This is a genomic window from Sphingobium sp. B10D7B (assembly GCF_025961955.1).
In the GTDB taxonomy this organism is placed as follows: domain Bacteria; phylum Pseudomonadota; class Alphaproteobacteria; order Sphingomonadales; family Sphingomonadaceae; genus Sphingobium.
In genome coordinates this window covers 3,471,112-3,495,608 of record NZ_JAOQOQ010000001.1, presented here as the reverse complement: position 1 = coordinate 3,495,608, position 24,497 = coordinate 3,471,112, and the positions used below count along the sequence as shown (strand labels likewise).

Below are 24,497 nucleotides of genomic sequence, written 5' to 3'. Positions count from 1 at the left end.
AGACGACGTAAAAAGACAAAATCCTGAGTCCAGACAGCCGATTTTTTCAAAATTCGAGTTGAGGGAGAGAGCCAATGATTTCCGAGTTTCTGAAAGGACGCGCGCGTGGCCATGTCCGCCTCGGTGGCATATCACGCATCACCCTGGCCGCCGCATTGTGCGTGCCCGCCAGCCTGTTCGCCACCGCGGCCTCCGCACAGACGGATGCCGCCCCGCAAGAAAGCGGGAAGACGGAAGACATTATCGTCACCGCCCAGTTCCGCTCGCAGAACGTGCAGTCGACGCCGATCGCCATCACCGCGCTGAGCGCGCAGCAGCTTGAGGCACGCGGCCAGACCAGCATCACCGAGATCGCCACCAAGGCGCCGAACGTGAACCTGCGCGAGAGCAATCCGCAGGGCCCGTCGCTGCAGGCCCATATTCGCGGCATCGGCCAGGCCGACTTCAGCCTCGCCTTCGAGCCGGGCGTGGGTGTGTATGTGAACGACGTCTATTATTCGACGCTCACCGGATCGGTGCTCGATCTGCTCGATCTGGAGCGGGTCGAAGTGCTGCGCGGGCCGCAGGGCACGCTGGCGGGCATGAACTCCATCGGTGGCGCCATCAAGCTCTACACCAAGAAGCCGGATGGCAATGACGGCGGCTTCGTGGAAGCGACCGTCGGCAGCCTCAATCGCGTGGATGTACGCGCTGCCGCCAACTTCACCATCGTGCCGGATCGTCTGTTCGCCCGCATCTCGGGCGTGTCGCGCAATCAGGATGGTTATGTGAAGGTCTATGACTTCGCCTGTACCCATCCGCAACTGGACGCGGTCTACAACATTCCCTCCCAGACCGACGGGCGCGATTGCCAGCTCGGCACCGAAGGCGGGAAATCCTATGTCGCGGCGCGCGGCTCCCTGCGCTGGGTGCCGACCGAAGATCTGGAAATCAACATCAGCGGCGACATCACCCGCGACGATTCGGAGGCCGCGCCGCAGACGCTGATCTTCGTCGGCACGGCCAACGCGACCAGCTACACGCCGGGCACGACGGGGCTGAACCTCAGCCGCAACTATCCGATGTATTCCACGGCCCCCACAAACGGCCTCAACCTGTGGAATCCCACGACCGGCACCTCGCCGTTCGTGCCCTATTCGCCCTGGGGCGTCGCGGGGGACAGCTTCACCAAGAGCCCCTACGTCAATTACTCCACCTACTGCGATGCGCAGCCGGTGGATGGCTCCGCGCCCTATTGCTTCAAGTCGCAGAGTCGCGTGAATGGCTGGGGCGTCAGCGGCAACATCGATTACAGCTTCTCTGACAATCTCAAGCTGACCTCGATCACCGCCTATCGCAGCTTTACGGCCAACTGGGTGCAGGATTTCGATGCCACACCGCTCAGCAACGCGCTGATCGATTATGAAGCGACCAACTGGCAGTTCAGCCAGGAATTGCGCCTTGCCTCCAGCCTGTTCGACAACAAGGTCGATCTGGTCGTGGGCGGCTTCTACATCAATCGCTTCGGCACCTATCGCGGCACGATCAACCAGGGTCTGTTGATCTTCACCGAATATGACGAAATCCCCGCCACCAACTGGGCGGCCTTTGCCAATGCTTCCTGGCGGATCACCGACAAGCTCGAGCTGAATGGCGGCATCCGTTATTCCGAGGAAGAAAAGACGTTCCGCTTCTTCCGGGGCGGTCGTCCCGGCGTGCAGGCCGGTAACCCGGCGCCCTATTTCCCCTGCACGGTCAATGGCGTGAACTATGGCGTCGTCCACGTTGCGTTCTGCGGACTGAATGGCGCTGAGGGCGATTACAAGGGCAACAATGTCGATTGGCGCGCCGTGCTGCAATATCAGTGGACGCCGGACATCATGACCTACGCAAGCGTCGCCACCGGCTTCAAGGGTGGCGGCATCAATCCCCGTCCTTATACCCCGGCGCAGGCGGTTCCGTTCGATCCCGAGAACCTCAAGGCGTATGAAATCGGCTTCAAGTCGCGGTTCTTTGATCGGCGCGCGCAGCTGAACGTCTCGGCATTCGTCAATAAATATTCGGACTTCATCGCGAGCGTCTTCTCCCGCGTGACGACCGCGCCGAATGCGGGCTGCCCGATTTCGCCCAACGACCTGACCTGCTCCTATTTCGTCAATGCAGGCAAGGCCACGCTCAAGGGTCTGGAAGCCGAACTGTCGCTCGAGCCGGTCGACAATCTGCTCATCGATGCATCGGCGGCGCTGTTGGACTTCAAATATGACCAGCTGTCGGGCTGCTCGCCGGCCCTCACGCCGACGACCTGCACGGCACCGTCGGGCGGCCTGGGCGCCGGCCTGCGGTACGGCATGACGCTGCCCTATGCGCCCAAGCGGCAGATCAGCGTCGGCGCGCAATATAAGTTCGATCTCGGCTCCACCGGTTCGATCACGCCGCGCCTCGACTGGAGCTGGCGTTCGCGGCAGCAGACCCTGACGGTCCAGAACAACGTGCTGTCCTATCTGCCGTCCTACGGTCTGCTCAACGGCCGCATTGCCTGGAACTCAGCGGATGATGACTGGCAGCTTGCCCTGCAGGTGACCAACATCACCAACAAGCTGTACTGGACCGGCATCGGCCCCAACAACAACTCGGGCACGGTGGCGGCCAATCCCGGCATGCCGCGCGAGTGGTCGCTGTCGCTCAAGCGCACCTTCTGATGCACCGGCAGGCGGCGGCGGGATGGCCATCATCCCGCCGCCGCCTCGGCCATTTCTCAAATCCCCCGATGAAGCCGGAGAGGCAGCAATGTTGAACAGCAGCAAAGCCCTGATATCCCTCGCGCTCGGTGCGGCGCTGGCCACGGCGGCCCCAGCGACCACCTCCACCAGCGGCGGAGCCGGCCCCTATCGGGTGACGATGACCGACGAGATTGACGGCCTCGATCATCACACCGTCTATCAGCCGGCCAATCTGGCCGCGCTCCGCGACAAGAAACTCCCCATCTTCATCTGGGCGAATGGCGGCTGCGCGGACAAGGGCAACGCCTATCGCTACATGCTCGATCACATTGCCGCGCATGGCTATCTCGTCGTGGCGCTGGGCAAGATCGGTCCCAAGGGCGAGGAGAATAATTTCGGGCGCTGGCCGCGCGAATTCGGCATGCCCGAGACGCCGCCGCCGCTCGATGGCCCCACCGGCACGCTGCCGCACGAGATGAAAGCCGCAATCGACTGGGCAGTGGCGCAGAACAGCAAGGAGGGCAGCCGGCTCAAGGGCCGGCTCGATACCAGCAAGATCGGCGTTTCCGGCCATAGTTGCGGCACGCTGCAGGCGCTGGCGATGTCGTCCACCGATCCGCGCGTCACCACCACGCTGATGCTCAATGGCGGCGTGTGGAACATCGGCACCGGCGGCCTGCCCGGCGCGCCCGAGATCACCAAGAAATCGCTTGAGACGATCCACGGCACGATTGCCTATATTCATGGCGAGAAGGACAGCGCCCTGCCCAACGGCACGGACGACTTCTCGCGCATCAGCGGCATCCCCGCGATGCTCGCGGTGCGCAAGGATGTCGCCCATTCCGGCACCTTCCTGCTCAAAAATGGCGGGGCTTATGGCACGGTGGCGCTGGCCTGGCTGGACTGGCAGCTCAAGGGCGACCCGCGCGCCGCGCGCTGGTTCGTCGGCGCGGACTGCACGCTCTGCACCGATCCGCGCTGGACGGTCCAACGCAAGAACTTCCCCTAAAGCCGCGCCGCAAATTGGCATTGCGCGCGACCGGGGTCCGGTGATTGCGAATTTACCGCCCACTCCCTAAGAGCCTTCGAAGCTGGGCTGCGCGGAGCGGGCGGGAAACGGCCGGCGCGGCGAGAAGGATGCGTGGTAATGGCAAAGGCCAGTGAAGCTCCCGAAATGACCGGCGCGATCGAGCGCGCGCTGCGGGCGCTCAAGTCTGTCGCCGAGCATGGCGAATTCACCCCGCGCGACCTCGCCGAGGATGTCGGCATCCCGACCAGCACCGCCTATCGCCTGCTGCAGTCGCTGGGCGCGATGAACTTTGTCGAGAAGTCGAGCCATGGCAGCTATCGCGTCGGCCGCGAGTTGGTGCGCCTCTCCTCCATGGTCGCCGCGCAATTCGATTATGGCGCCATTGCAAGGCCGTTCCTCGCCGACCTGTCGGATGCGTTTCAGGAGACCTGTGCCTTCGCGCTCTATTTGCCGAACGAGCATAGCTGCTCGATCATCGAGACGATCAACGCGCTCCACCCGCTCCAATATGTCGTGGAGACCTACAAGACCCGCGCGCTCGTCTGGGGCGCGCTCGGCCGCGCCATGCTGCCCTGGCTGGACGAGGCCGATGTACGCATCGCCATCGAGCGGCAAGGGCCGCCGCTGGAGGCGGGCACGCCGCCAATGACCTACGAGCTGCTGCAGACCGAGAATGAGCGGGTACGCAAGCAGGGCTGCTTCGTGGCAACCAGCCCCAGCGCGCTTGGCACCAATGGCACGGCGGCGCCGGTGTTCAATGCGCGCGGCCAGATCTTCGGCAGCCTTGGCGTCGCCATTCCCGCCGTGCGCTACGATGCCGAGATGCAGCCCAGCCTCAGCGCGGCCGTGATCAAGGCCGCGCGCGGCATGAGCGCGGCACTCGGCCATGGCGGCAGCCGGCAGCGCAAGAGCCTCTGACCGAAAAGGGAAGATCGGAGAGACGTCTCGCCGCGGGGCGGGCTGCGGCCCCGCGCGCTCACGGCATTGCCGGGCTCGCCGTCACCCCGGCTCCATCTCAGCAGACAGCAAAAAGCCCCGCCGGTCGTGCCAGCGGGGCCTTTTAAATACTTGGTCTGGTCAGGCGGGCTGTGGCGGCTTCAGGCGGCTTCCAGCTCGTCCTCATCGGCGGTCTGCACCGGGCCGCTGTCCTGGCCCTTGGCGCTCTCGTCGCGGTCGACCAGCTCGATGATCGCCATCTGCACAGCGTCCGACGCGCGGATGTCCGCCTTGATGATGCGGGTGTAGCCACCGGCGCGATCCTTGTAGCGCTCGGCCAGCACGTCGAACAGCTTGGTGAGCTGCGCGTCGTCGAGCAGGCGGGCATGGGCCAGACGACGGTTGGAGAGGCCACCACGCTTGGCGAGCGTGATCAGCTTCTCGACATAGGGGCGCAGTTCCTTGGCCTTGGGCAGCGTGGTCTTGATCTGCTCGTGCTTGATGAGCGCGGCCGCCATGTTGCGGAACATCGCGGTGCGGTGAGCGGAAGTACGCTGCAGCTTGCGGCCGCCATATCTGTGACGCATGAGTTCAGTCCTTCGTTCGTTATGGGGCCGTGCAAGGCACCCCGTACCAGGCGATGTATAACGGGCACCGCCAAAACCCGGCCTCCTGCAAGAAGGACTTGAAGCGCCGCCCTAAAGCGGGTTGGAGGCGAAGAGTCAAGCGAAAGCGTGGGCGAAGAGAGCCGAAGGTTTGACCGTCCTGGTGGGCGTCCCGGCTCAGTACGGCGCGCGAGAGGATCAACGTCCGCGATAAGGCTCGCATGCCACGCCGTCACCGTCCCGATCCAACTCCGGGCGATACCCCGGCTGCCCTCTGCGGATTGGCGCGGCCCCCGCGGCCCGCGCATAGTCGCAGCGCCGGAAATAGACAGAAAAGCTCTGAGTTTCATGGGATCGCTTGGCCGTTGGGGGCATGACCGCCCGAGGTGCTTCGGCAAGCTGACCGGGTGCCGTCGCCAGGATCGTTCCTCCGAACGCGCCTGAAGCCAACAGGCCCGTTAAGATCAGAAACTGTTTGTCCATAAGTTGCCCCCCGCTCTCACGCGCAATGGAAGCCCTGCGAGGACTAGTTAAGGTTGGAGCAATAAGTGGAACTGATTAACAAATGATCGCGTTGACCAGATCTGCTTGGCCCTACGCGACTTACATGAACCTTGGCTCAGAAGGTCGCAGCAGCACGATCATCTGCTGAATGCCCCAAATAGAAAAAGCCCCCACCTTGCGGCAGGGGCTTTTCTCATCATCCAAGCTGAACCGGGTCAAAGGTACACTTTGACCCGATGCTTTTAGCCCAGCAGTTCCTGCTCGAGCTTCTTGGCGATCTCTTCGATGTTCTCCGGCGGCCAGCCCGGGATGTCCATCCCGAGGCGCAGGCCCATGCTGGAGAGCACTTCCTTGATCTCGTTGAGGCTCTTGCGGCCGAAGTTCGGCGTGCGGAGCATCTCGGCCTCGGTCTTCTGGACGAGGTCCCCGATGTAGATGATGTTATCGTTCTTGAGGCAGTTGGCCGAACGGACCGACAGTTCCAGCTCGTCCACCTTCTTGAGCAGATAGCGGTTGATCTGGTTTGCATCGCCCTCGCCTTCGTCAGCGGCGGCACCGGCGCCTGCACCCGTGCTCGGGCCGGCGGTCGGCAGCGCATCCTCGAAGTGGACGAAGAGCTGCAGCTGGTCCTGCAGGATGCGCGCGGCATAGGCCACGGCGTCCTCAGGGCTGACGGTGCCGTCCGTCTCAACCGTCAGGTTGAGCCGGTCATAGTCCAGCTCCTGGCCGATACGGGCGTTCTCGACCTTATACGCCACCTGGCGCACGGGCGAGTAGAGCGCATCCACCGGGATGAGGCCGATCGGCGCGTCGGCCGGGCGGTTGTTCACGGCAGGCACATAGCCCTTTCCGGTGTCGACGGTCAGCTCCATGTTGAAGCTGGCGCCTTCGTCCAGATGGCAGATCACCAGATCGCTGTTCATCACGGCCATGTCGCCGGTCACCACGATGTCACCAGCGGTGACGGTCGTGGGCCCGGTGGCGCTGAGCTGAAGACGGCGGGGGCCTTCGCCCTCCATCTTGAGCGCGATCTGCTTCACGTTGAGCACGATGTCGGTCACGTCTTCGCGCACACCGGCGAGGCTCGAGAATTCGTGAAGCACGTTCTCGATCTTTATCGCGGTGACGGCGGCGCCCTGCAACGAGGAGAGCAACACGCGGCGAAGCGCGTTGCCCAGCGTCAGGCCAAAGCCGCGCTCAAGCGGCTCGGCGACGAAGGTCGCGCGGCGTTTCGGGTCGCCCCCGGCCTTGATCTCGAGGCCATTGGGCTTCTTCAATTCCTGCCAGTTCCGGATGTTGACAGTCATGTATTTCCCCTGGGAGTTGGGCGGAGGACGGTGGAGTGCAGCTGCGATCCGGCCCCGGCCTTAGAAGGAATGGTCGGGCAGGGATGGGGTTTCCGCAAAGAAACCCCCGCCCTGCTCGTCGGGCCGAATCAGACGCGGCGGCGCTTGCTCGGCCGCACGCCATTGTGCGGGATCGGCGTGACGTCACGGATGGACGTGATGGTAAAACCGACGGCCTGCAAAGCGCGCAGAGCCGATTCGCGACCCGAACCCGGGCCTTTGACTTCCACCTCAAGGGTGCGCACGCCATGCTCGGCGGCCTTGCGGCCGGCGTCTTCGGCGCAGACCTGCGCGGCATAAGGCGTCGACTTGCGGCTGCCCTTGAAGCCCATCATGCCGGCGCTGGACCAGCTGATCGCATTGCCCTGCGCATCGGTGATGGTGATCATGGTGTTGTTGAAGCTGGCGTTCACATGCGCGACGCCTGCCGAGATATTCTTGCGCTCGCGCCTGCGAAGCCGCTGGGGTTCCCGTGCCATCTGACTAACTTTCCTACTCGAAACTGGTTGAACCGGTGCCTGCGCCTGTTTCGCAATTCCTGCGTCGCACACACCCTGCCATGCCTGTCCGCCCCGGGAGAACTGTCCCTTTGCCGGCCCCCGTGCCGATCACCCATTCCGCTTCGGACGCCGATGATCGGCAGGCCCGTCGAAAGAAGCGATCCCATGCGGGACCAGAACCTGAGCGCTAGCACGCTGCCGGGGCGGGGAGCGAGGAACCGGATGGTCCGGTGGTCGCGCCTTGCCCCTGCACGTCCCTGCCCTTGCGGGCCTTGCCGGGTCTGGCGCGCCTCTATCGGGGCGGGCCTGCTACGGCGGGGGACGTCTGGTCCGGACTGTTCTGGCGGGTGCGGATGCGATGTTTCAGCACATGCGCCCGGCGGAACAGAAGAAGCCGGATCGCTCCGGCGCCGGGCGGCTCGCGATGGCATGGCCGCAGCCATGCCAGCATCGCGCCATCCGGCCTTGCGTTACTTCTTCTTGCCGGCGATCGGCTTGGCCTTGCCCTTGCGGGTGCGCGCATTGGTATGCGTGCGCTGGCCACGGACCGGCAGGCCCTTGCGATGACGCAGGCCGCGATAGCAGGCCAGATCCATCAGGCGCTTAATGTTCATCGCGGTTTCGCGACGCAGATCGCCCTCGACCGTCAGGTCGGCGTCGATCGTTTCACGGATCTGCAGCACTTCCGCGTCGGTCAGGTCCTGAACCCGGCGGCTGTGATCGATGCCGAGCTTGTCGGCGATGCCCACGGCGGTCCGGGGACCGATGCCATGGATGTAGGTCAGCGCGATGATCACGCGCTTGTTGGTCGGGATGTTGACCCCCGCAATACGTGCCATATATCCTCCTGCTCCACAGGATGCTCTGGCGGGCATCCTATCTCGTAGCGTTGAACCCGGACGCGCAAAGCACGGCGAGCGCTCGCTCGCGCTGCCGTTGACCTTGTCGCATTGGGAACGGCGGTCGTTACTGCAACGCTCGTGCCCTGTCAACGGCAGGCCGGAACGGACCGCCTCTTTAACAGTATCAAAACCCCTACCGGGTTCTTATGAGCCTTCCAGCCCGCCGCCCTGTCGCCCGTTTCCGAATCAGAGCCCCTTTTTCATGTCCCAAAGCGCTCCCACATCCTCGGTGACCACGCGACTCGTGAAGGGGGCCGGCTGGGTGATGACCTCGCAGGTCATCATCAACGCAGTCTCCTTCGCCTCGTCGATCGTGCTGGCGCGCCTGCTGATGCCGGAAGACTTCGGCCTGGTCGCCATTGCACTGGGGGTCAGCGCGGTGGTCACGGCTTTGACCTCCATGCCGCTGTCCGAGGCGCTCATCCAGATCAACGATATCGAGGACGATCACTTCCACAGCGCGTTCACGCTAGGCTTCATCCGCGCGATGATGCTGACGCTGCTGCTGGCCGGGGCAGCTTGGCCGGTCGCGGCCATGTATGACGACAGTCGCCTGGCGCCGATCATGCTTGCGCTTGCGGGGCAGGCCTTCATCAGCGGCTTCTACAGTGCCCGCTGGCCGATGATCCAGAAGCAGCTCTCCTTCGCACCGGACGCGATCGCCGGGGTCGTAACGCGCGTGGCGGCCGTCACTGCTTCGGTCGTGATCGCCTATCTGTACCAGACCTATTGGGCGATCGTGATCCCGATCGTGCTGATGCAGTTCCTCAGCGTGGTGGTCACGCATCTCTATGCGCCCTATCTGCCGCGCCTCAGACTCTCGAAGGTGCGCGAGATCTGGTCCTTCTCGATCTGGATGACCTTCAGTTCCGTGCTGACGACCGTCAACGCGCGCATCGACAGTCTCGTGCTGGGCGGTGTTCTGGGGCAGCGCGAGGTGGGCTTCTATAGCTACGCCGATGAGAAGGCGCGGATGCCCACGCGCGAGCTCTCAACGCCGCTCATCCGGCTGCTGTTTCCCGGTCTCACCGCGGTTCGGCATGATCCCGCCCGGCTCGCCGCGGCCTATCAGCGCACGCTGACCGTCATTTTCGCTGTCTGCGTGCCGGCTGGCGCCGGCTTCGGCCTGGTTGCCGACATGTTCGTTCACGTGTTGCTCGGTCCGAAATGGATCGAGATCATCCCAATCATGCAGGTGTTGGCCTTCACCTTCGCGTTCGAGAATCTGGTCACCGCTACCGCGCCGCTCGCGATGGCAATGGGCGCGACCCGCGCGCTGTTCGTGCGCGATCTCATGACCTTTGCATTCCGCGTGCCGCTTATCATCACCGGGCTTCTGCTGTTCGGCATAACGGGGCTGCTCGGGGCGCGCGTTCTGTCCACCCTTGCCTCTGTCCTGCTCAACATGCTGCTCGCCAAGCAGATCGTGCATGTCAGCATCCGCCGTCAGTTTCTCGGCTGCGCGCGCACCTTTGTCGCCGTGGGCGGCATGTGCGCGGGAGTGATCGCCTTCAAGATGGCCCTGCCCGCCCATGTCGCGCACAGCGTGTCCGGCCTGCTGGCGACGATTGCGGTCGGCGGGGTGGCTTACATCTTCTGCCATCTGGGCCTATGGATCCTGCGCGGACGGCCTGCAGGACCGGAAACCGATCTGATCGCCATCTTCAACGGCGTCCTGCGCAAGCTGGGACGGTTCAAAAGGCCCCAGCCAGGACTATCCGAGCAATAAAAGGCAGGCTTAGCCGGCCGAGGCGGTCACTGCCGTCAATCGCTGCAGCAGCATGTCGAGCTTGGGGCCATCAAGATGGCGCTTGATTGCCGCGAAGGCGCGCTCCGCGATGGCCCGGCATTCGTCGGGGCGCTTGAGCAAGTCCGCGACGACATCCTCCAGGTCCGACAGATCCCAGCGTACCGGCACATAGGTTTCCCCGGGCCGGTAGATGTCGCAGAAGGTTTCCAGATGGCTCATGTCGGGCTTCACCAGCACGGCGCCGGTCAGCACCGCCTCCAGATCGCGCCAGCAGATCTCGCCAAAACCGAACGGGCTGAAGCACAGCTGCGACTGGTCCATCTCGCTCATGAACGCAGCCCGATCGACCCGCCCCTGCCACGCCACCTGATGGCGCGCAGCGAGGGCTCGCACGGCCTGCTCGGCCTCGCGGCGCATGATCACATACCAATGGGTGCGCTCACCCGCGTCGACCCGACCCTCGGCGTGTAACTGCGCAGGTGCAAGCGCGAAGCGCGCATGAACGTCGATGGGGCGGGGACCGCTGGGGATCGCCTGACGCTGTTCGAACGCCTTGAGCAGCACCGGCGCGGTCGCAAAAGCCGGCGCCAGCACGAGGCGATCGACGATGTCCGGTCGACAGCGCCAGTTTGGCTCGTCCACAATCAGCCCGGCCTTGTCGCTGTAATAAGCCGCGAGATTGGTATGCGCCGCTTGGGGGACACGATAATGATCGCGGTCCAGCATCAGCGATTTCTTGGCATAGAGATCGACATAATCCGCGACCCGGTCGGCAAAGCGGACATCGGTCGGCGCGAACCAGTCGAGATAGGTGATGGGCGCGTGCGGATTGGCGGACCTGACCCGCTCCAATACGCGCTCAAGCTCGCCATCCGGCAACACATAAAAGGATTGGATCAGGATGGCAGACGCGTCCTTGATCAGATGCTCCGCATTTTCCGCCGGATAGGGCACGGCGCGGAACGCATAGCCCTGTCGGTCAAAGCGATCCGCGTCATGATAGAAAGGGTAGATTTGCGGCCAGGCGATCTGGTCATCGGCATAGATGAACAGAATCCGCGTCTGGGCCTGGCGAGGGAAGCGGCGCGCGAGATGGGACCGGATGACAGGCTTGACCGGATCGTAGCGGCGCCTTCCGTCATCCAGAAGGCTTATCGCCCGCGCTTCGATCCCCATCACCATTATCGCTCCGTCCTATTTGCGCCCAGCGCACCAGCCTCGTTCGCGAACGAGGGGAGGATCAGCGATCGAGAATGGTCACAATCGCGTTCGACACCTCATCGATATCCGCCATGCCATCAACCCGGCTGACGATGTTGCGTTCCTCATAAATTGGCAGGATCGGCGCTGTTTTCGCGCGATACTCGGCCATGCGGGTGCGCACCGTTTCCTCATTGTCATCGGGCCGCCGCTTGAACTCGGTGCTCCCGCACCGATCGCAAACGCCCTCGACCTTTGGTGTCTTGTACCGATCATGATAGCCTTCACCGCAGCTTGCGCAAGTGAAGCGGCCGGTGATCCGGTCGACCAGTGCATCCTCGTCGACCGCCAGTTCTATGACATGATCGAGCTGACGGTTGCGCGCGCCCAGCAGTACGTCCAGGCTCTCAGCCTGCGCCGCCGTGCGCGGATAGCCATCGAAGATCACGCCGACATCCGGCGCGAGCTGATCCAGCGCTTCGCCGATGATGCCCGAGACGATCTCGTCCGAGACGAGCTCGCCGGCATCCATCACCGCCTTCGCCTTGAGACCTACCGGGGTGCCGGCCTTCACCGCCGCCCGCAGCATGTCGCCGGTCGAGAGCTGAACCATGCCACGCGCAGCGACCAGACGCTGCGCCTGAGTGCCCTTGCCGGCGCCGGGCGGTCCCAGCAGGATGATGTTCATGTCACTCCCCCAAAATTCACAAGAAGGATAAGCCTGCGGCCGGGTTGCCCCGGCCGGCTCAGCGCATCCGGCCCTTCAGACGCGCCTTCTTGATGAGGTCGCGATACTGGTGGGCAATGAGATGGCTCTGGATCTGCGTGACGGTATCCACGGTCACGTTGACGACGATGAGCAGGCTCGTGCCGCCGAGATAGAACGGAATCCCGGCACGGGCGATGGCGAACTCGGGGATCAGGCAGACCAGGGCCAGATAGATGGCACCGATCACCGTGATCCGCGTCAGCACGTAATCGAGATAGTTCTCGGTGTTCTTGCCGGGACGGATGCCCGGAATGAAACCGCCGTTGCGCTTGAGATTCTCCGCAGTCTCTTCCGGGTTGAAGACCACCGCGGTGTAGAAGAAGCAGAAGAAGATGATGCCTGCGCCGTAGAGCGCCATGTAGAGCGGCGTGCCGTGCGAGAGATACTGGTTGATCGACAGCACGAAGTCGCCCCACGCACCGGTCGACGCATTGGCACCCGCACCGGAGAACTGCGTGATGGTGAGCGGCAGCAGCAGCAGCGACGAGGCGAAGATCGGCGGGATCACACCGGCGGTGTTGATCTTCAGCGGCAGATGGCTGCGGTCCGCCTGCATCACGCCCTGCTTGGTCTGGCGCTTGGGGTACTGGATCAGCACGCGGCGCTGGGCACGCTCGACGAAGCAGATGCCCGCGATGAGGCCGAGGCCGACGATGATGATGCCAAGGATGACCAGACCCGAGATCGAGCCGGTACGGCCCGATTCGAAGAGGTTGGTGAGCGTCACCGGCAACTGTGCGACGATGCCGGCCATGATGATCAGCGAGATGCCGTTGCCGATGCCGCGGCTGGTGATCTGCTCACCCAGCCACAGCAGGAACATCGTGCCGCCGATCAGCGAGATGACCGCGCTGATGCGGAACAACATGCCGGGATCGACCACGGCCTGCAGCCCGGATTGCGCGCCATAGGCCTCGAGCCCGACGGCAATGAAATAGCCCTGGATCGCCGTGAGGCCGACCGTGCCATAGCGGGTATACTGGTTGAGCTTCTTGCGGCCGGCTTCGCCTTCCTTCTTGATGGCGGCCAGCTTGGGCGAGAGCGACGAGCCCAGCTGCACGACGATGGAGGCGGTAATATAGGGCATGATGCCCAGCGCGATGAGGCTCATGCGCTGCAGGCTGCCGCCGGAGAAGGTATTGAAGATGTCGAGAATGCCGCCCTGAGTCTGTTGATAGAGCTGGGCCAGCACGGTCGGATCGACACCGGGGAGCGGGACGAACGAGAAAAAGCGGAAGACGATGAGCGCACCCACCGTGAACCAGATCCGCTTCTTGAGCTCTGTAGCCTGGCCGAAGTTCGCGAGGCTCAGATTGGCTGCCATTTGGTCGGCGCGTGATGCCATGATCGCTTGCAATCCCGAAAAATGATGCTCGCCCAGGATTTGGGGGACGAACAGCCTTATCCCTTAGACGTCTGACCGGCGCCTGACCATATGACGGCATATGCAAGCGACCCCACCCGCCCATATCGGCGGGAGGGGTCGGCTATGCAAGCTCACAGTCAGGCCTGTCTCCCGATCAAGGAGATTATGCGGCCTCGGCCGGTGCAGCCTTGGCGAGAATCTCGACCTTGCCGCCAGCCTTCTCGACCGCCTCGATGGCAGCGCTGGAAGCGCCAGCCACGGCGAAGTTCGCCTTGGTGGTCAGTTCGCCCTTGGCGAGCAGACGCACGCCATGCTTGCCGCCGCGCGAAATGCCGGCCGCGCGCAGCGCCGCCTGGTCGATGGTCGCAGCCGCATCGAGCATGCCGGCGTCGATCGCCTTCTGGACCATGCCGAGGTTCACGACCGCATAGTCCTTGCGGAAGATGTTGTTGAAGCCGCGCTTCGGCAGACGCATGTGGAGCGGCATCTGGCCGCCCTCGAAACCGTTAATCGCGACGCCCGAACGTGCCTTGGCACCCTTCTGGCCGCGACCGGCAGTCTTGCCCTTGCCCGAGCCGATACCACGGCCGACGCGCATCCGGCCCTTGCGGGAGCCGGCATTATCCTTGAGTTCATTCAGCTTCATAAGTGCACTCGCTTTCGCTGTTGTCGCGCTGGTGGAAAGTGCGGCCCATAGCTGCCGCACTTTGCTTTGTCACCCCATAGAATCTGTCTCGGCCGATCTCCGTCCTTCGCGTCCTGCACACGGCTCGGCGCTATCGGCGTGACAAGCCTCATGGTTAAGCGGCACCCCAGCATTCACAAATTTTGCAGGTGCGAAGGCTCGAAAAGTCATTCGCTTTAGGGCTTTACATGGTTAACGCTCGTGATCGGTCGCGCCCGAGCGCGCCCGGCTCCATCGACGAGTTGCGCATTATCGCGACCGTTCTCCTCGTTGCCTTCCATGTCGTGGGCCAGACCGACAGCGGCCTGCGAATCGAAGACGGTCATCCCGCGCGGTTCATCGTCGATCTGGGCGCCAGTTTCCGGATGCCGGCCTTCGCCTTCGTCGCCGGTTTCATCTACTGCCTGCGCCCGCCCACGCGAGGCCATATGCGCGACTTTCTGCGCGGCAAGGCGCGGCGGATCGCACTCCCTGGCCTGATCGCTGCCGTCCTGTTTGGAACGGTCGCCTACATGCAAGGCTCGCGGTTCGGCATCCCGCCCGAAGCTCTCTGGGGCTTGGCCATCTTCCCCTATGCCCACTTCTGGTTTTTGCAGGCAATCCTTGCGCTGTTCATCGTCGTCGGCCTGATCGACATCGCGCTCGATCATCGCGGGCAGTGGCCAATGTTCGCCGGCGCCTTGCTGCTTGCCTTGTGGCCCCCGCCCATCCCGACTCTTTTCGCACTGCCCCAAGCGATCCTGCTGGCGCCCTTCTTCATCTTCGGCATGTGCGTCTATCGAAGCTGGGCGTGGATCGCGCAGCATGGGCGGCTGATCGTCCCGCTGGCCGCCGTGGCTGCATTGCTTGCCTTCAGTGGCGCCTTCTATGATTATCTGATGCTCGGCGTCTCTCCGAACACGAGCATTGCCTCATCGCTGCTGCTGGGCATGTCGGTCAGCCTGCTCATTCTGCTGCGCTGGCCACACCACCCCTATGCACGCAAGGTTGGGCAGTTCAGCTTTACCATCTATCTCTATCATGTGTTCGCCACCGCCGCCGCGCGGATGGCGCTCCACACAGTCGGTATCGACGCGCTCGCGATTCATCTGCCGGTCGGAATCCTCGCCGGGCTGGTCGGCCCGGTGGCGTTGCATCTCATTCTGCTCAAGACGCCCGTCGTCGGCCCGCTGGCCCTGGGCATCCGGACCAAGGCGCCCGCGCCCCGCAGCGCTCCGGCCCAGCATGTCAAACCGCGCGCACCTGCATCCGCTCTGGCTCTTCCGGCAGCATCATCCCGCCCGGCCGTCCCGCGCGGTCACTGACCCGCCTTCAACCAGAAACCTTTCGGCAGACCTACAAACGAAAACGGAGCGCGTAACCTTCAAGGCTACGCGCTCCGTTTTCAATGTCGGTCGTAAAAGGCTTCAGCCTTCGACGATTTGCACCATGTGCGGCAGCTTGCGGATCGCGCCGCGCACTTCCGGCGTGTCCTCGAGTTCGACGACACGGTTCATCTTGCCCAGGCCGAGGCCGATCAGGATCTTCTCCTGAGAGGCCGGACGGCGGATCGGGGAACCGATCTGCTTCAGCTTGATCTTCGCCATGTCAGTTACTCCGCAATCACTTCGGCGTCAGCCGCAGCGACCTCGGCAGAGGCGCCACCGCGACGAAGCAGGTCAGCGACCTTCTTGCCGCGACGCTGAGCGACCGACTTGGGGCTGGTCTGCTCGGTGAGAGCCGCGAACGTCGCCCGGATCATGTTGTACGGGTTCGAGGTGCCGACCGACTTGGTCACCACGTCGGCCACGCCAAGGCTCTCGAACACGGCGCGCATCGGACCGCCGGCGATGATGCCGGTGCCTGCCGGCGCGGTACGAACGGTCACCTTGCCGGCGCCGAAGTGTCCGCGACCATCATGGTGCAGCGTGCGGCCTTCCTTGAGCGGAACGCGAACCATTGCCTTCTTGGCAGCGGCGGTCGCCTTGCTGATCGCCTCGGGAACCTCACGCGCCTTGCCATGGCCGAAGCCGGCACGGCCCTTGCCGTCACCCACGACCACGAGTGCCGCGAAGCCGAAGCGCTTGCCGCCCTTCACGGTCTTCGAGACGCGGTTGATGTGGACGAGCTTCTCGACGAATTCCTCGCCATTGTCGTCCTCACCGCCACGACCGCGACGGTCGTCGCGACGGCCACGGCCGCCACGATCCCGATCGCCACCGCTGCGGCCGCCACGGCCACGGCGCTGTTGCTGCTGCGGCTCGGCGGCCACACCCGTCACGTCCTGGGGCGTGGTCTCGGGCGCGAGAACAGCCTCGGGCTGATTGCCCTCACCGGTGGTGTTTTCGTCTGCCATCATCAGAACTCCAGTCCGCCTTCACGAGCGGCATCGGCCAGCGCTTTCACGCGACCATGAAAGAGGAAGCCACCACGATCGAACACGACCTTGGTAACGCCGGCCTTGGCAGCAGCCTCGGCCACGCGCTTGCCGACATCGGCTGCAGCCGATGAGGTGGCGCCGGTCTTGCCACGCACATCCTTGTCCAGGGTCGACGCTGCGGCCAGGGTCTTGCCCTGCGTGTCGTCGATGACCTGCGCATAGATATGCCGGCCGGAACGGTGCACGGACAGACGGGGCTTGCCACCCGCCCGCGCCTTGATCGCGGTACGCACGCGCCGGGCGCGACGATCGAAGAGAGAGAGTTTCGCCATGGCTTACTTCTTCTTGCCTTCTTTGCGGAAGATAAACTCGCCGCGATACTTGATACCCTTGCCCTTATAGGGCTCCGGCTTGCGCCAGCGACGGATTTCCGCCGCGACCTGGCCGACCTGCTGCTTGTCGATCCCGCTGATTTCCACCGTGGTGTTATCGGGGGTCTTGATCTCGATGCCGGCCGGAACCGGGAAATCGACATCATGGCTGTAGCCGAGCTGCAGCTTCAGGTTCTTGCCTTGGGCCGTGGCACGATAGCCGACGCCGGTGATCTCGAGCACCTTGGTGTAACCCTCGGTCACGCCCGTGACGAGGTTCTGGACCAGCGTGCGCTGCATGCCCCAGAATGCCCGAGCCGCCTTGGTAGCGTTGGCCGGCTTGATCGAAATCGCACCGTCTTCCAGCTCATAGCTGATCTCGTCGCGCATCTGGAGCGCCAGCGTGCCCTTGGGGCCCTTCACGGAAAGCTGACCGTTCTCGATGGTGGCCGTCACCCCGCTGGGGATCGTGACCGGCTTTTTGCCGATGCGGCTCATCAGAACACCTCCGCCAGCACTTCGCCGCCGACATTCTGTGCACGCGCTTCGGCATCCGAAAGCACGCCACGGGGCGTCGAGACGATGGTGATACCGAGGCCATTGCGTACCACCGGAAGCTCCTTGGAGCCCGAATAGACGCGACGGCCAGGCTTGGAAACGCGCGCGACGTGCTTGATCGCCGGCTCGCCTTCAAAATATTTCAGCTCGATGCGCAGGCCATCATGGCCAGCCACCTGCTCTTCGGAATAGCCGCGGATGTAACCCTCGCGCTGAAGCACGTCGAGCACACGCGCACGCAGCTTGGACGCGGGCGAAACCACGCTGTCCTTGCGTGCCCGCTGGCCGTTGCGGATGCGGGTGAGCAGGTCACCCAGGGGATCGGTCAGTGCCATCTCTTAATCCTTACCAGCTCGACTTGGTGACGCCGGGGATCAGGCCCTTGTTGGCCAGATCGCGCAGCTGAACACGGCAAAGCCGGAACTTGCGATAGTAAGCGCGGGGACGACCGGTCAGCTCGCAACGGTTGCGCACCCGGGTCGGGTTGCCGTTGCGGGGGATCTCGGCCAGCTTGAGACGTGCGATCAGACGCTCGCTGTCATCAAGCGACGTGTCATTCGCCACTGCCTTGAGACGGGCATATTTGCCGGCGTACTTCTTCACCAGCTTCTTGCGCCGTTCGTTCTTGTTGATCGAACTCAGTTTCGCCATGGACTTAAGCTCTCTTCCTTAGAAATTGGATCCGGCCACGCTCACGCAGCCTCTTTTTCCGCCTCGGCGGGGAACGGGAAACCGAAAAGACGCAGCAGTTCGCGCGCTTCTTCGTCCGTGCGGGCCGTGGTGGTCACGATGATGTCCATGCCACGCACCTTGTCGACGCGGTCATAGCTGATCTCGGGGAAGATGATCTGCTCCTTGATGCCGAAAGCATAGTTGCCACGGCCGTCGAAGCTCTTCGGGTTGAGACCACGGAAGTCGCGGATGCGGGGCATCGCGATCGTCACGAGACGATCGAGAAACTCATACATGCGCTCGCGACGCAGGGTCACCTTAGCACCGATGGGCATGCCTTCACGCAGCTTGAACTGCGCGATCGACTTCTTCGCCTTGGTGATGACCGGTTTCTGGCCGGCAATCAGTTCCATTTCCTCGGCGGCCTGGGTGACCTTCTTCTTGTCCTGGGTCGCCTCGCCCACGCCCATGTTGAGCGTGATCTTCTCAATCCGGGGGATTTCCATGTGGTTCTTGTAACCGAACTTCTCGCTCAGCGCCTTGACGATGGTCTCGTCATACAGCTTGCGCGAGCGCGGGATGTACTTGTCAGCCATCAGATGACCTCCCCAGTCTTAACCGCGACGCGGACCTTCTTGCCGTCACGGTCCTCGAAGCGGACGCGCGTGGCCTTGCCGTCGACAGCCAGTGCAACATTGGAAATGTGCAGCGGCGCCGGCTTGCGATCGATGCCGCCCTGCGGATTTGCCTGGTCGGGCTTGCGGTGGCGGGCGTGAACGTTGATGCCGTCGACCAGCACCTTGTCATCCTTGGGCATCACCTGGAGGACGGAACCGGTACGGCCCTTGTCCTTGCCGGCGAGCACGACGACTGTGTCACCCTTCTTGATACGTGCAGCGCTCATCACAGCACCTCGGGAGCAAGCGAAATGATCTTCATGAAGTTCTTCGCGCGCAGCTCGCGGACCACGGGGCCAAAGATACGCGTGCCGATCGGCTCCGCATTCTTGTTGACCAGCACGGCCGCATTGCCGTCGAAGCGAATGACGCTGCCGTCGGGACGACGAACGTCCTTGGCGGTGCGCACGATCACGGCGCGGTGAACGTCACCCTTCTTCACGCGGCCACGGGGGGCGGCGTCCTTCACGGAGACGACGATGATGTCGCCAACGCTGGCAAAACGACGCTTCGAGCCGCCGAGCACCTTGATGCACTGGACGCGCTTGGCGCCGCTGTTGTCAGCGACATCAAGATTGGATTGCATCTGGATCATCGATCCGGTTCCTTCTCAATTGGCCTGCCGGGACACAGCCTGTGTCTGGCCCGGTGGTTCCGTTAAATCCTTGAGACCTGCTCAGGCTGCTGCGTCTGCAGCGACCTGCTCGGGAGACTTGTGGGTGTCGACCCGCGCGATGACCTTCCAGGTCTTCAGCTTCGAGATCGGCGCCGTCTCCTCGATACGGACGGTCTCACCCTCGTGATACTCGTTGGCATCGTCGTGGGCGTGATACTTCTTCGAGCGACGGATGATCTTGCCGTAGAGCGGGTGCTTCACCTTGCGCTCCACCTTGACGACGACCGTCTTGTCACCCTTGTCGGAAACCACCGTTCCCGTCAGCACGCGCTTGGGCATGGGCCTGTTTCCTTCTTACTTCGCGGACGAGCGCGAACGCTCGGCCTGGAGGGTTTTGATCCGCGCGATGTCGCGACGCACTTCGCGCACGCGGCTCGGCTTCTCAAGCTGGTTGGTGGCAGCCTGAAAGCGCAGGTTGAACTGCTCGCGCTTCAGCTCGCCCAGATCGGTCGAAAGCTGATCGTCGCTCTTCGCCTTGAGGTCAGAAATCTTGGTCATGACCATCATGCTCCCAGATGCGAGGTGTCGCCGAGACGCGCCACCACCTTCGTCTTGATCGGCAGCTTCATCGCTGCGCGGCTGAATGCTTCCGCAGCCAGCGGACCGGGCACGCCGTCCAGCTCGAACAGGATGCGGCCGGGCTTTACGCGCGCCGCCCAATATTCGATCGAACCCTTGCCCTTACCCTGACGGACTTCGGCAGGCTTCTTGGACACCGGCACGTCCGGGAACACGCGGATCCAGAGACGGCCCTGACGACGGATGTGACGCGTGATCGCGCGGCGAGCCGCTTCGATCTGGCGCGCGGTGACCCGCTCCGGTTCCAGAGCCTTGAGGCCGTAGGATCCGAAATTGAGGTCCGTTCCACCCTTGGCATCGCCCTTGATGCGACCCTTGAAGGTCTTGCGGAACTTGGTTTTCTTCGGCTGTAGCATGATGCTTTACCTTGCTCTCAATTCTCAGCGAGCCGGACGCACACCGGAGGTCTGAGCCTCCAGCATGAGACGGTCGGTCGCCATCGGATCGTGGCCGAGGATCTCGCCCTTGAAGATCCAGACCTTGATGCCGCAAACGCCATAGGCCGTGTGGGCCTCGGCTTCTGCATAATCGACGTTCGCACGCAGCGTGTGCAGCGGAACGCGACCTTCGCGATACCACTCGACACGGGCGATCTCCGCGCCGCCCAGACGGCCGCCGCAGGTGATCTTGATGCCCTCGGCGCCGAGACGCAGCGCGCTCTGCACGGCGCGCTTCATGGCGCGACGGAAAGCGATACGACGCTCGAGCTGATCGGCAACACCCTGGGCGACGAGCTTGGAGTCGATTTCCGGCTTGCGGATCTCGACGATGTTCAGGCTCACGTCGCTGGACGTCATCGCGCTCAGCTTCTTGCGCAGCTTCTCGATGTCCGCGCCCTTCTTGCCGATGATGACACCGGGACGGGCTGCATAGATCGACACGCGGCACAGCTTGGCCGGACGCTCGATGACCACCTTGGAGATCGCGGCCTGGGGCAGCGTCTTCATGACATACTTGCGGATCTTGAGATCCTCAAGCAGCAGGCGACCATAGTCCTGGCCTTCCGCGAACCAGCGGCTGTCCCAGGTGCGGTTGATCTGCAGGCGCAGACCGATGGGATTGCTCTTGTGACCCATGGATCAGGCCTCCTCTTCCGCAGCTTCACGCACGACGATGCGCACGCGGCTGAAGGGCTTCAGGATGCGGGTGGACTTGCCGCGACCACGCGCATGGAAGCGCTTCATGGTGAACGACTTGCCGACACTCGCCTCGGCGACCACGAGCGCGTCGACGTCGAGATTGTGGTTGTTCTCCGCATTGGCGACCGCGCTGGCGAGCACCTTGCGAACATCGACCGCCATCGCGCGCTTGGAGAAGGCGAGCACGTTCATCGCGTCCTCGACCTTGCGGCCACGGATGAGCGCGGCGACCAGGTTCAGCTTCTGGGCCGAACCGCGGATCTGCGTGCCGACGGCCAGCGCCTCATTGTCCGAGACGCGGCGGGGAGCTTTTGCCTTGCCCATCAGCGCTTGCCCTTCTTGTCAGCGGCGTGGCCGGGGAAGTAGCGCGTCGGCGCGAATTCACCCAGCTTGTGACCGACCATGTCTTCGTTCACCGAAACGGGAACGTGCTTGCGACCATTGTAGACGTTGAACGTCAGGCCAACGAACTGCGGCAGGATGGTGGAGCGGCGCGACCAGGTCTTGATCGGACCGCCACGGCCGTTGTTCTCCTGCGCGGTTTCTGCCTTCTTGAGCAGATGCAGGTCCACGAAGGGACCCTTCCAGACGGAGCGAGCCATCGCTTACCTCTTCTTCTTGGCGTGACGCGACCGGATGATCATCTTGTCGGTCGACTTGTTGTGACGGGTACGAGCACCCTTGGTCGGCTTGCCCCACGGGGTAACCGGATGACGGCCGCCCGAGGTCCGGCCTTCACCACCGCCGTGCGGGTGGTCGACAGGGTTCTTGGCGACGCCGCGGGTGAGCGGGCGACGGCCGAGCCAGCGGCTGCGGCCGGCCTTGGCGAGGTTCTGGTTCTGGTTGTCGGGGTTCGACACCGCACCGATGGTCGCCATGCAGTCCGAGCGGATGTAGCGCTGCTCACCCGAGCCGAGACGGACGATGACCATGCCGCGATCGCGACCGACGAGCTGGGCATAGGTGCCCGCGCTGCGTGCGATCTGAGCGCCCTTGCCCGGCTTCATCTCGATGTTGTGGATGATCGTGCCGACCGGCATCTGACCCAGTTCCATCGCGTTGCCCGGCTTCACGTCGGTCTTCTTGCCCGCGATCACCTTGTCGCCGACAGCCAGACGCTGCGGGGCGATGATGTAGGCCTGCTCGCCATCGGCATAGCTGACCAGCGCAATGAACGCCGTGCGGTTGGGATCATATTCCAGACGCTCCACCGTGCCTTCGACGTCCCACTTGCGACGCTTGAAGTCGATGATGCGATAGCGCTGCTTGTGACCGCCGGCGATACCGCGCGAGGTCACATGACCCTTGTTGTTGCGGCCACCGGTCTTGCGCTTGCCTTCGGTCAGCGCCTTGACGGGCTTGCCCTTGTGGAGGCCGGACCGGTCGACGAGGATCAGGCCACGCTGGGCCGGGCTCGTCGGGTTATAATGCTTGAGTGCCATTGTTCAGTCCGCCCTCAAATGCCCGTGGTGATGTCGATCGACTGGCCTTCGGCCAGGGTCACGACAGCCTTCTTCACGTCCGAGCGCGTGTAGGGCTTGCCCTTCCAGCGCTTGGTCTTGCCCTTCTGGACGATCGTGTTGACCGACTTGACGCTGACATTGAACAGCGCCTCGACAGCGGCCTTGATCTCGGGCTTCGAAGCGTCACGCGCGACCTTGAACACAACCGCGTTGTGCTCGGAGACCAGCGTCGCCTTTTCGGTGATGTGCGGGGCGACAATCACGTCGTAATGACGCGTGGCCACCGCTGCTGCCTGCTTCTTAGCCATTGAAGCGCGCCTCCAGCTGCTCGACCGCGGCACGGGTCAGCACCAGGCTGTCCGCACGCAGGATATCGTAGACATTGGCACCGATGGCGGGGAGCACATTGACACCGACGAGATTGGACGAGGCCTTGGCGAAGGAGAGGTTGGTCGCCTCGCCGTCGATGAACAGCACCTTGCCGAGGTTGAGCTTGGCGAGCTGACCCGCCAGTTCCTTGGTCTTGCCGTCCTTGACGTCCAGATTGTCCAGAACCGTGAGCGAGCCGCCCTTGGCCTTGGCCGAAAGCGCCATCTTCAGGCCCAGTGCACGCACCTTCTTGTTGAGCGAGTGCCCGAAGGTACGGGCGCGCTGACCGTGCGCCTTACCACCACCGATGAAGATCGGGGCGCGGCGATCGCCGTGACGAGCCGTACCGCCGCCCTTCTGGCGACCGAACTTCTTGCCCGTGCGGGCAACGTCAGAACGCTCGCGCGTCGCCGAGGCCGGGGCACGGCGCTTTTCAAGCTGCCAGGTGACGACACGGTGCAGAATGTCCGCGCGCGGCTCGAGGCCGAACACTTCGTCATTCAGCTCGACATCGCCGGAGGCCTTGCCGCCGTCCAGAGTGAGAACCTTGATCTTCATGACTTAGCCCTCCTGGCCTTCAGTGGCCTCGGGCGCCGCGACGTCCTGCGCAGGCGTATCGGCCGGAGCCTCGGCGTTATTGTTCGCAGCCGACTTGATGCTGGCCGGGTACGGCACGTCAGCCGGACGATCGACCTTCACGGCGTCCTTGACGAGAAGCCAGGCGCCCTTCGAGCCGGGCACGCTGCCCTTCACGAACAGCAGGCCGCGCTCGACGTCCGTGCGGACGATCTCGAGGTTCTGCTGGGTGCGCTGACGGTCGCCCATGTGGCCGGCCATCTTCTTGTTCTTGAACACGCGGCCCGGATCCTGACGGTTACCCGTCGAACCATGGGCACGGTGGCTGATCGACACGCCGTGCGTGGCGCGCATACCGCCGAAGCCCCAGCGCTTCATGGCGCCGGCAAAGCCCTTGCCCTGCGTCTGACCCGTCACGTCGACGAGCTGACCAGCGATGAAGTGATCGGCAGCGATTTCCGCGCCGACATCGAGCAGGGCGTCCTCGGCCACGCGGAACTCGACGACCTGCGCCTTGGGTTCCACCTGAGCCTTGGCAAAGTGCTCGCGCTGCGGCTTGGCAACATTCTTCGCCTTCGCAACGCCGGCACCCAGCTGCACGGCTACATAGCCGTCCTTATCCATTTCGCGACGGGCAATGACCTGGTTGCCTTCGAGCGCCAGGACGGTGACGGGCACATGGCGGCCATCATCCTGGAACAGGCGGGTCATACCCACTTTCTTCGCGATCACGCCGGTACGCATGATCCAATCCTCCAATAGAGGC

Annotated in this window: 33 protein-coding genes; 5 read left to right on the top strand and 28 right to left on the bottom strand. The window is 63.6% G+C overall.

Annotated features, from left to right (window positions below):
* The first annotated feature begins 74 nt into the window (after positions 1 to 74).
* The 3 genes from M2331_RS16480 to M2331_RS16470 all read left to right on the top strand — a co-directional run bounded on the left by M2331_RS16480 (position 75) and on the right by M2331_RS16470 (position 4,647).
* A complete protein-coding gene (locus M2331_RS16480; protein WP_181558384.1) occupies positions 75 to 2,678 on the top strand; it encodes a TonB-dependent receptor in 2,604 nt (867 codons plus the stop codon).
* A gap of 88 nt (positions 2,679 to 2,766) precedes the next feature.
* Positions 2,767 to 3,708 (top strand): alpha/beta hydrolase, encoded by a 942-nt coding sequence (locus M2331_RS16475; protein ID WP_181558383.1) that lies wholly within the window; start codon positions 2,767 to 2,769, stop codon positions 3,706 to 3,708.
* 138 nt (positions 3,709 to 3,846) lie between these two features.
* The gene (locus M2331_RS16470; RefSeq protein WP_181558382.1) at positions 3,847 to 4,647 is read left to right on the top strand and encodes an IclR family transcriptional regulator; all 801 of its coding nucleotides are present in this window, start codon (positions 3,847 to 3,849) and stop codon (positions 4,645 to 4,647) included.
* 179 nt (positions 4,648 to 4,826) lie between these two features.
* Here the strand turns inward: M2331_RS16470 and rplQ are convergent, their stop codons facing one another.
* From rplQ to rpsM, 5 genes are all read right to left on the bottom strand, one after another.
* Positions 4,827 to 5,252, bottom strand: coding sequence for a 50S ribosomal protein L17 (gene rplQ, locus M2331_RS16465; RefSeq protein ID WP_181558381.1), 426 nt, complete (start codon positions 5,250 to 5,252; stop codon positions 4,827 to 4,829).
* A gap of 216 nt (positions 5,253 to 5,468) precedes the next feature.
* Positions 5,469 to 5,645, bottom strand: coding sequence for an excalibur calcium-binding domain-containing protein (locus tag M2331_RS16460; protein ID WP_220128593.1), 177 nt, complete (start codon positions 5,643 to 5,645; stop codon positions 5,469 to 5,471).
* Between the two features lie 371 nt (positions 5,646 to 6,016).
* Positions 6,017 to 7,081, bottom strand: coding sequence for a DNA-directed RNA polymerase subunit alpha (locus M2331_RS16455; RefSeq protein WP_181558380.1), 1,065 nt, complete (start codon positions 7,079 to 7,081; stop codon positions 6,017 to 6,019).
* Between the two features lie 128 nt (positions 7,082 to 7,209).
* Positions 7,210 to 7,599 carry a 30S ribosomal protein S11 gene (rpsK, locus tag M2331_RS16450; protein ID WP_014077853.1) on the bottom strand — a complete coding sequence of 130 codons (390 nt, stop codon included), beginning with the start codon at positions 7,597 to 7,599 and terminating at the stop codon, positions 7,210 to 7,212.
* A gap of 491 nt (positions 7,600 to 8,090) precedes the next feature.
* Complete coding sequence (gene rpsM / locus M2331_RS16445) at positions 8,091 to 8,459, bottom strand: 30S ribosomal protein S13 (protein ID WP_181558379.1); 369 nt, start codon at positions 8,457 to 8,459, stop codon at positions 8,091 to 8,093.
* Positions 8,460 to 8,751: 292 nt separating this feature from the next.
* Here rpsM and M2331_RS16440 point away from each other — a divergent pair, with 292 nt between their 5' ends.
* A complete protein-coding gene (locus tag M2331_RS16440; RefSeq protein ID WP_184117285.1) occupies positions 8,752 to 10,251 on the top strand; it encodes a lipopolysaccharide biosynthesis protein in 1,500 nt (499 codons plus the stop codon).
* Positions 10,252 to 10,260: 9 nt separating this feature from the next.
* Here the strand turns inward: M2331_RS16440 and M2331_RS16435 are convergent, their stop codons facing one another.
* From M2331_RS16435 to rplO, 4 genes are all read right to left on the bottom strand, one after another.
* The gene (locus M2331_RS16435) at positions 10,261 to 11,454 is read right to left on the bottom strand and encodes a glycosyltransferase (RefSeq protein ID WP_181558377.1); all 1,194 of its coding nucleotides are present in this window, start codon (positions 11,452 to 11,454) and stop codon (positions 10,261 to 10,263) included.
* Positions 11,455 to 11,512: 58 nt separating this feature from the next.
* Positions 11,513 to 12,160, bottom strand: a complete 648-nt coding sequence (locus M2331_RS16430; RefSeq protein ID WP_181558376.1) for an adenylate kinase — start codon at positions 12,158 to 12,160, stop codon at positions 11,513 to 11,515.
* Positions 12,161 to 12,218: 58 nt separating this feature from the next.
* Positions 12,219 to 13,586 carry a preprotein translocase subunit SecY gene (secY, locus tag M2331_RS16425; protein WP_181558375.1) on the bottom strand — a complete coding sequence of 456 codons (1,368 nt, stop codon included), beginning with the start codon at positions 13,584 to 13,586 and terminating at the stop codon, positions 12,219 to 12,221.
* Between the two features lie 184 nt (positions 13,587 to 13,770).
* A complete protein-coding gene (gene rplO / locus M2331_RS16420) occupies positions 13,771 to 14,253 on the bottom strand; it encodes a 50S ribosomal protein L15 (protein WP_181558374.1) in 483 nt (160 codons plus the stop codon).
* Between the two features lie 227 nt (positions 14,254 to 14,480).
* Between rplO and M2331_RS16415 the strand changes: the two genes are divergently transcribed.
* Positions 14,481 to 15,596 carry an acyltransferase family protein gene (locus M2331_RS16415; RefSeq protein WP_184117227.1) on the top strand — a complete coding sequence of 372 codons (1,116 nt, stop codon included), beginning with the start codon at positions 14,481 to 14,483 and terminating at the stop codon, positions 15,594 to 15,596.
* 102 nt (positions 15,597 to 15,698) lie between these two features.
* On the opposite strand, the gene rpmD is transcribed toward M2331_RS16415, so the two are convergent.
* From rpmD to rplC, 19 genes are all read right to left on the bottom strand, one after another.
* The gene (gene rpmD / locus M2331_RS16410; protein ID WP_181561266.1) at positions 15,699 to 15,878 is read right to left on the bottom strand and encodes a 50S ribosomal protein L30; all 180 of its coding nucleotides are present in this window, start codon (positions 15,876 to 15,878) and stop codon (positions 15,699 to 15,701) included.
* A gap of 5 nt (positions 15,879 to 15,883) precedes the next feature.
* On the bottom strand, positions 15,884 to 16,627 hold the full coding sequence (gene rpsE / locus M2331_RS16405; RefSeq protein ID WP_181561593.1) for a 30S ribosomal protein S5: 744 nt from the start codon (positions 16,625 to 16,627) through the stop codon (positions 15,884 to 15,886).
* Between the two features lie 2 nt (positions 16,628 to 16,629).
* Positions 16,630 to 16,983, bottom strand: a complete 354-nt coding sequence (gene rplR / locus M2331_RS16400) for a 50S ribosomal protein L18 (RefSeq protein WP_181561265.1) — start codon at positions 16,981 to 16,983, stop codon at positions 16,630 to 16,632.
* A gap of 3 nt (positions 16,984 to 16,986) precedes the next feature.
* Positions 16,987 to 17,520 carry a 50S ribosomal protein L6 gene (gene rplF / locus M2331_RS16395; RefSeq protein ID WP_181561264.1) on the bottom strand — a complete coding sequence of 178 codons (534 nt, stop codon included), beginning with the start codon at positions 17,518 to 17,520 and terminating at the stop codon, positions 16,987 to 16,989.
* A complete protein-coding gene (rpsH, locus tag M2331_RS16390; protein WP_181561263.1) occupies positions 17,520 to 17,915 on the bottom strand; it encodes a 30S ribosomal protein S8 in 396 nt (131 codons plus the stop codon). Before rpsH ends, rplF begins: the two co-directional genes overlap by 1 nt.
* Before the next feature lie 10 nt (positions 17,916 to 17,925).
* Positions 17,926 to 18,231: a 30S ribosomal protein S14 gene (gene rpsN / locus M2331_RS16385; RefSeq protein ID WP_181561262.1), complete on the bottom strand. Its 306-nt coding sequence runs from the start codon at positions 18,229 to 18,231 to the stop codon at positions 17,926 to 17,928.
* Between the two features lie 41 nt (positions 18,232 to 18,272).
* Complete coding sequence (gene rplE / locus M2331_RS16380) at positions 18,273 to 18,848, bottom strand: 50S ribosomal protein L5 (RefSeq protein ID WP_181561261.1); 576 nt, start codon at positions 18,846 to 18,848, stop codon at positions 18,273 to 18,275.
* Positions 18,848 to 19,156: a 50S ribosomal protein L24 gene (rplX, locus tag M2331_RS16375; protein ID WP_181561260.1), complete on the bottom strand. Its 309-nt coding sequence runs from the start codon at positions 19,154 to 19,156 to the stop codon at positions 18,848 to 18,850. The genes rplE and rplX overlap by 1 nt, the downstream gene beginning before the upstream one ends.
* Positions 19,156 to 19,524: a 50S ribosomal protein L14 gene (gene rplN / locus M2331_RS16370; protein WP_014077869.1), complete on the bottom strand. Its 369-nt coding sequence runs from the start codon at positions 19,522 to 19,524 to the stop codon at positions 19,156 to 19,158. Before rplN ends, rplX begins: the two co-directional genes overlap by 1 nt.
* 81 nt (positions 19,525 to 19,605) lie before the next feature.
* Positions 19,606 to 19,884 (bottom strand): 30S ribosomal protein S17, encoded by a 279-nt coding sequence (gene rpsQ / locus M2331_RS16365; protein ID WP_181561259.1) that lies wholly within the window; start codon positions 19,882 to 19,884, stop codon positions 19,606 to 19,608.
* A gap of 15 nt (positions 19,885 to 19,899) precedes the next feature.
* Positions 19,900 to 20,103 (bottom strand): 50S ribosomal protein L29, encoded by a 204-nt coding sequence (gene rpmC / locus M2331_RS16360; RefSeq protein WP_181561258.1) that lies wholly within the window; start codon positions 20,101 to 20,103, stop codon positions 19,900 to 19,902.
* Positions 20,104 to 20,108: 5 nt separating this feature from the next.
* Positions 20,109 to 20,540, bottom strand: a complete 432-nt coding sequence (gene rplP, locus M2331_RS16355; RefSeq protein WP_181561257.1) for a 50S ribosomal protein L16 — start codon at positions 20,538 to 20,540, stop codon at positions 20,109 to 20,111.
* 24 nt (positions 20,541 to 20,564) lie between these two features.
* Positions 20,565 to 21,260 (bottom strand): 30S ribosomal protein S3, encoded by a 696-nt coding sequence (rpsC, locus tag M2331_RS16350; RefSeq protein ID WP_181561256.1) that lies wholly within the window; start codon positions 21,258 to 21,260, stop codon positions 20,565 to 20,567.
* A 3-nt stretch (positions 21,261 to 21,263) separates the two neighbouring features.
* Complete coding sequence (gene rplV, locus M2331_RS16345) at positions 21,264 to 21,647, bottom strand: 50S ribosomal protein L22 (RefSeq protein WP_181561255.1); 384 nt, start codon at positions 21,645 to 21,647, stop codon at positions 21,264 to 21,266.
* The gene (gene rpsS, locus M2331_RS16340) at positions 21,647 to 21,925 is read right to left on the bottom strand and encodes a 30S ribosomal protein S19 (protein WP_181561254.1); all 279 of its coding nucleotides are present in this window, start codon (positions 21,923 to 21,925) and stop codon (positions 21,647 to 21,649) included. The genes rplV and rpsS overlap by 1 nt, the downstream gene beginning before the upstream one ends.
* 3 nt (positions 21,926 to 21,928) lie before the next feature.
* On the bottom strand, positions 21,929 to 22,765 hold the full coding sequence (rplB, locus tag M2331_RS16335) for a 50S ribosomal protein L2 (RefSeq protein WP_181561253.1): 837 nt from the start codon (positions 22,763 to 22,765) through the stop codon (positions 21,929 to 21,931).
* Between the two features lie 14 nt (positions 22,766 to 22,779).
* The gene (locus M2331_RS16330; RefSeq protein WP_181561252.1) at positions 22,780 to 23,094 is read right to left on the bottom strand and encodes a 50S ribosomal protein L23; all 315 of its coding nucleotides are present in this window, start codon (positions 23,092 to 23,094) and stop codon (positions 22,780 to 22,782) included.
* Positions 23,087 to 23,713, bottom strand: a complete 627-nt coding sequence (gene rplD, locus M2331_RS16325) for a 50S ribosomal protein L4 (RefSeq protein ID WP_181561251.1) — start codon at positions 23,711 to 23,713, stop codon at positions 23,087 to 23,089. The genes M2331_RS16330 and rplD overlap by 8 nt, the downstream gene beginning before the upstream one ends.
* A 3-nt stretch (positions 23,714 to 23,716) precedes the next feature.
* A complete protein-coding gene (gene rplC, locus M2331_RS16320; RefSeq protein WP_181561250.1) occupies positions 23,717 to 24,475 on the bottom strand; it encodes a 50S ribosomal protein L3 in 759 nt (252 codons plus the stop codon).
* Positions 24,476 to 24,497: the final 22 nt, after the last annotated feature.

Bases quoted from the DNA above. Each gene is read 5' to 3' on its own strand.
- rpsE (WP_181561593.1), bottom strand. From the start codon at position 16,627: ATGGCAGACGAAAACACCACCGGTGAGGGCAATCAGCCCGAGGCTGTT.
- rpsH (WP_181561263.1), bottom strand. From the start codon at position 17,915: ATGGCACTGACCGATCCCCTGGGTGACCTGCTCACCCGCATCCGCAAC.
- M2331_RS16330 (WP_181561252.1), bottom strand. From the start codon at position 23,094: ATGGCTAAGAAGCAGGCAGCAGCGGTGGCCACGCGTCATTACGACGTG.
- M2331_RS16455 (WP_181558380.1), bottom strand. From the start codon at position 7,081: ATGACTGTCAACATCCGGAACTGGCAGGAATTGAAGAAGCCCAATGGC.
- rplV (WP_181561255.1), bottom strand. From the start codon at position 21,647: ATGGGCAAGGCAAAAGCTCCCCGCCGCGTCTCGGACAATGAGGCGCTG.
- M2331_RS16460 (WP_220128593.1), bottom strand. From the start codon at position 5,645: ATGCCCCCAACGGCCAAGCGATCCCATGAAACTCAGAGCTTTTCTGTC.
- rplF (WP_181561264.1), bottom strand. From the start codon at position 17,520: ATGAGCCGCATCGGCAAAAAGCCGGTCACGATCCCCAGCGGGGTGACG.
- M2331_RS16415 (WP_184117227.1), top strand. From the start codon at position 14,481: ATGGTTAACGCTCGTGATCGGTCGCGCCCGAGCGCGCCCGGCTCCATC.
- rpsN (WP_181561262.1), bottom strand. From the start codon at position 18,231: ATGGCGAAACTGAGTTCGATCAACAAGAACGAACGGCGCAAGAAGCTG.
- secY (WP_181558375.1), bottom strand. From the start codon at position 13,586: ATGGCATCACGCGCCGACCAAATGGCAGCCAATCTGAGCCTCGCGAAC.
- M2331_RS16435 (WP_181558377.1), bottom strand. From the start codon at position 11,454: ATGGTGATGGGGATCGAAGCGCGGGCGATAAGCCTTCTGGATGACGGA.
- rplD (WP_181561251.1), bottom strand. From the start codon at position 23,713: ATGAAGATCAAGGTTCTCACTCTGGACGGCGGCAAGGCCTCCGGCGAT.
- rpmC (WP_181561258.1), bottom strand. From the start codon at position 20,103: ATGACCAAGATTTCTGACCTCAAGGCGAAGAGCGACGATCAGCTTTCG.
- rpsQ (WP_181561259.1), bottom strand. From the start codon at position 19,884: ATGCCCAAGCGCGTGCTGACGGGAACGGTGGTTTCCGACAAGGGTGAC.
- rplN (WP_014077869.1), bottom strand. From the start codon at position 19,524: ATGATCCAGATGCAATCCAATCTTGATGTCGCTGACAACAGCGGCGCC.
- rpsS (WP_181561254.1), bottom strand. From the start codon at position 21,925: ATGGCTCGCTCCGTCTGGAAGGGTCCCTTCGTGGACCTGCATCTGCTC.
- rpsC (WP_181561256.1), bottom strand. From the start codon at position 21,260: ATGGGTCACAAGAGCAATCCCATCGGTCTGCGCCTGCAGATCAACCGC.
- rpmD (WP_181561266.1), bottom strand. From the start codon at position 15,878: ATGGCGAAGATCAAGCTGAAGCAGATCGGTTCCCCGATCCGCCGTCCG.
- M2331_RS16470 (WP_181558382.1), top strand. From the start codon at position 3,847: ATGGCAAAGGCCAGTGAAGCTCCCGAAATGACCGGCGCGATCGAGCGC.
- rplE (WP_181561261.1), bottom strand. From the start codon at position 18,848: ATGGCTGACAAGTACATCCCGCGCTCGCGCAAGCTGTATGACGAGACC.
- M2331_RS16430 (WP_181558376.1), bottom strand. From the start codon at position 12,160: ATGAACATCATCCTGCTGGGACCGCCCGGCGCCGGCAAGGGCACTCAG.
- rplB (WP_181561253.1), bottom strand. From the start codon at position 22,765: ATGGCACTCAAGCATTATAACCCGACGAGCCCGGCCCAGCGTGGCCTG.
- rpsM (WP_181558379.1), bottom strand. From the start codon at position 8,459: ATGGCACGTATTGCGGGGGTCAACATCCCGACCAACAAGCGCGTGATC.
- rpsK (WP_014077853.1), bottom strand. From the start codon at position 7,599: ATGGCACGGGAACCCCAGCGGCTTCGCAGGCGCGAGCGCAAGAATATC.
- rplR (WP_181561265.1), bottom strand. From the start codon at position 16,983: ATGGCGAAACTCTCTCTCTTCGATCGTCGCGCCCGGCGCGTGCGTACC.
- M2331_RS16475 (WP_181558383.1), top strand. From the start codon at position 2,767: ATGTTGAACAGCAGCAAAGCCCTGATATCCCTCGCGCTCGGTGCGGCG.
- rplC (WP_181561250.1), bottom strand. From the start codon at position 24,475: ATGCGTACCGGCGTGATCGCGAAGAAAGTGGGTATGACCCGCCTGTTC.
- rplX (WP_181561260.1), bottom strand. From the start codon at position 19,156: ATGAGCGCTGCACGTATCAAGAAGGGTGACACAGTCGTCGTGCTCGCC.
- M2331_RS16480 (WP_181558384.1), top strand. From the start codon at position 75: ATGATTTCCGAGTTTCTGAAAGGACGCGCGCGTGGCCATGTCCGCCTC.
- rplO (WP_181558374.1), bottom strand. From the start codon at position 14,253: ATGAAGCTGAATGAACTCAAGGATAATGCCGGCTCCCGCAAGGGCCGG.
- rplQ (WP_181558381.1), bottom strand. From the start codon at position 5,252: ATGCGTCACAGATATGGCGGCCGCAAGCTGCAGCGTACTTCCGCTCAC.
- rplP (WP_181561257.1), bottom strand. From the start codon at position 20,540: ATGCTACAGCCGAAGAAAACCAAGTTCCGCAAGACCTTCAAGGGTCGC.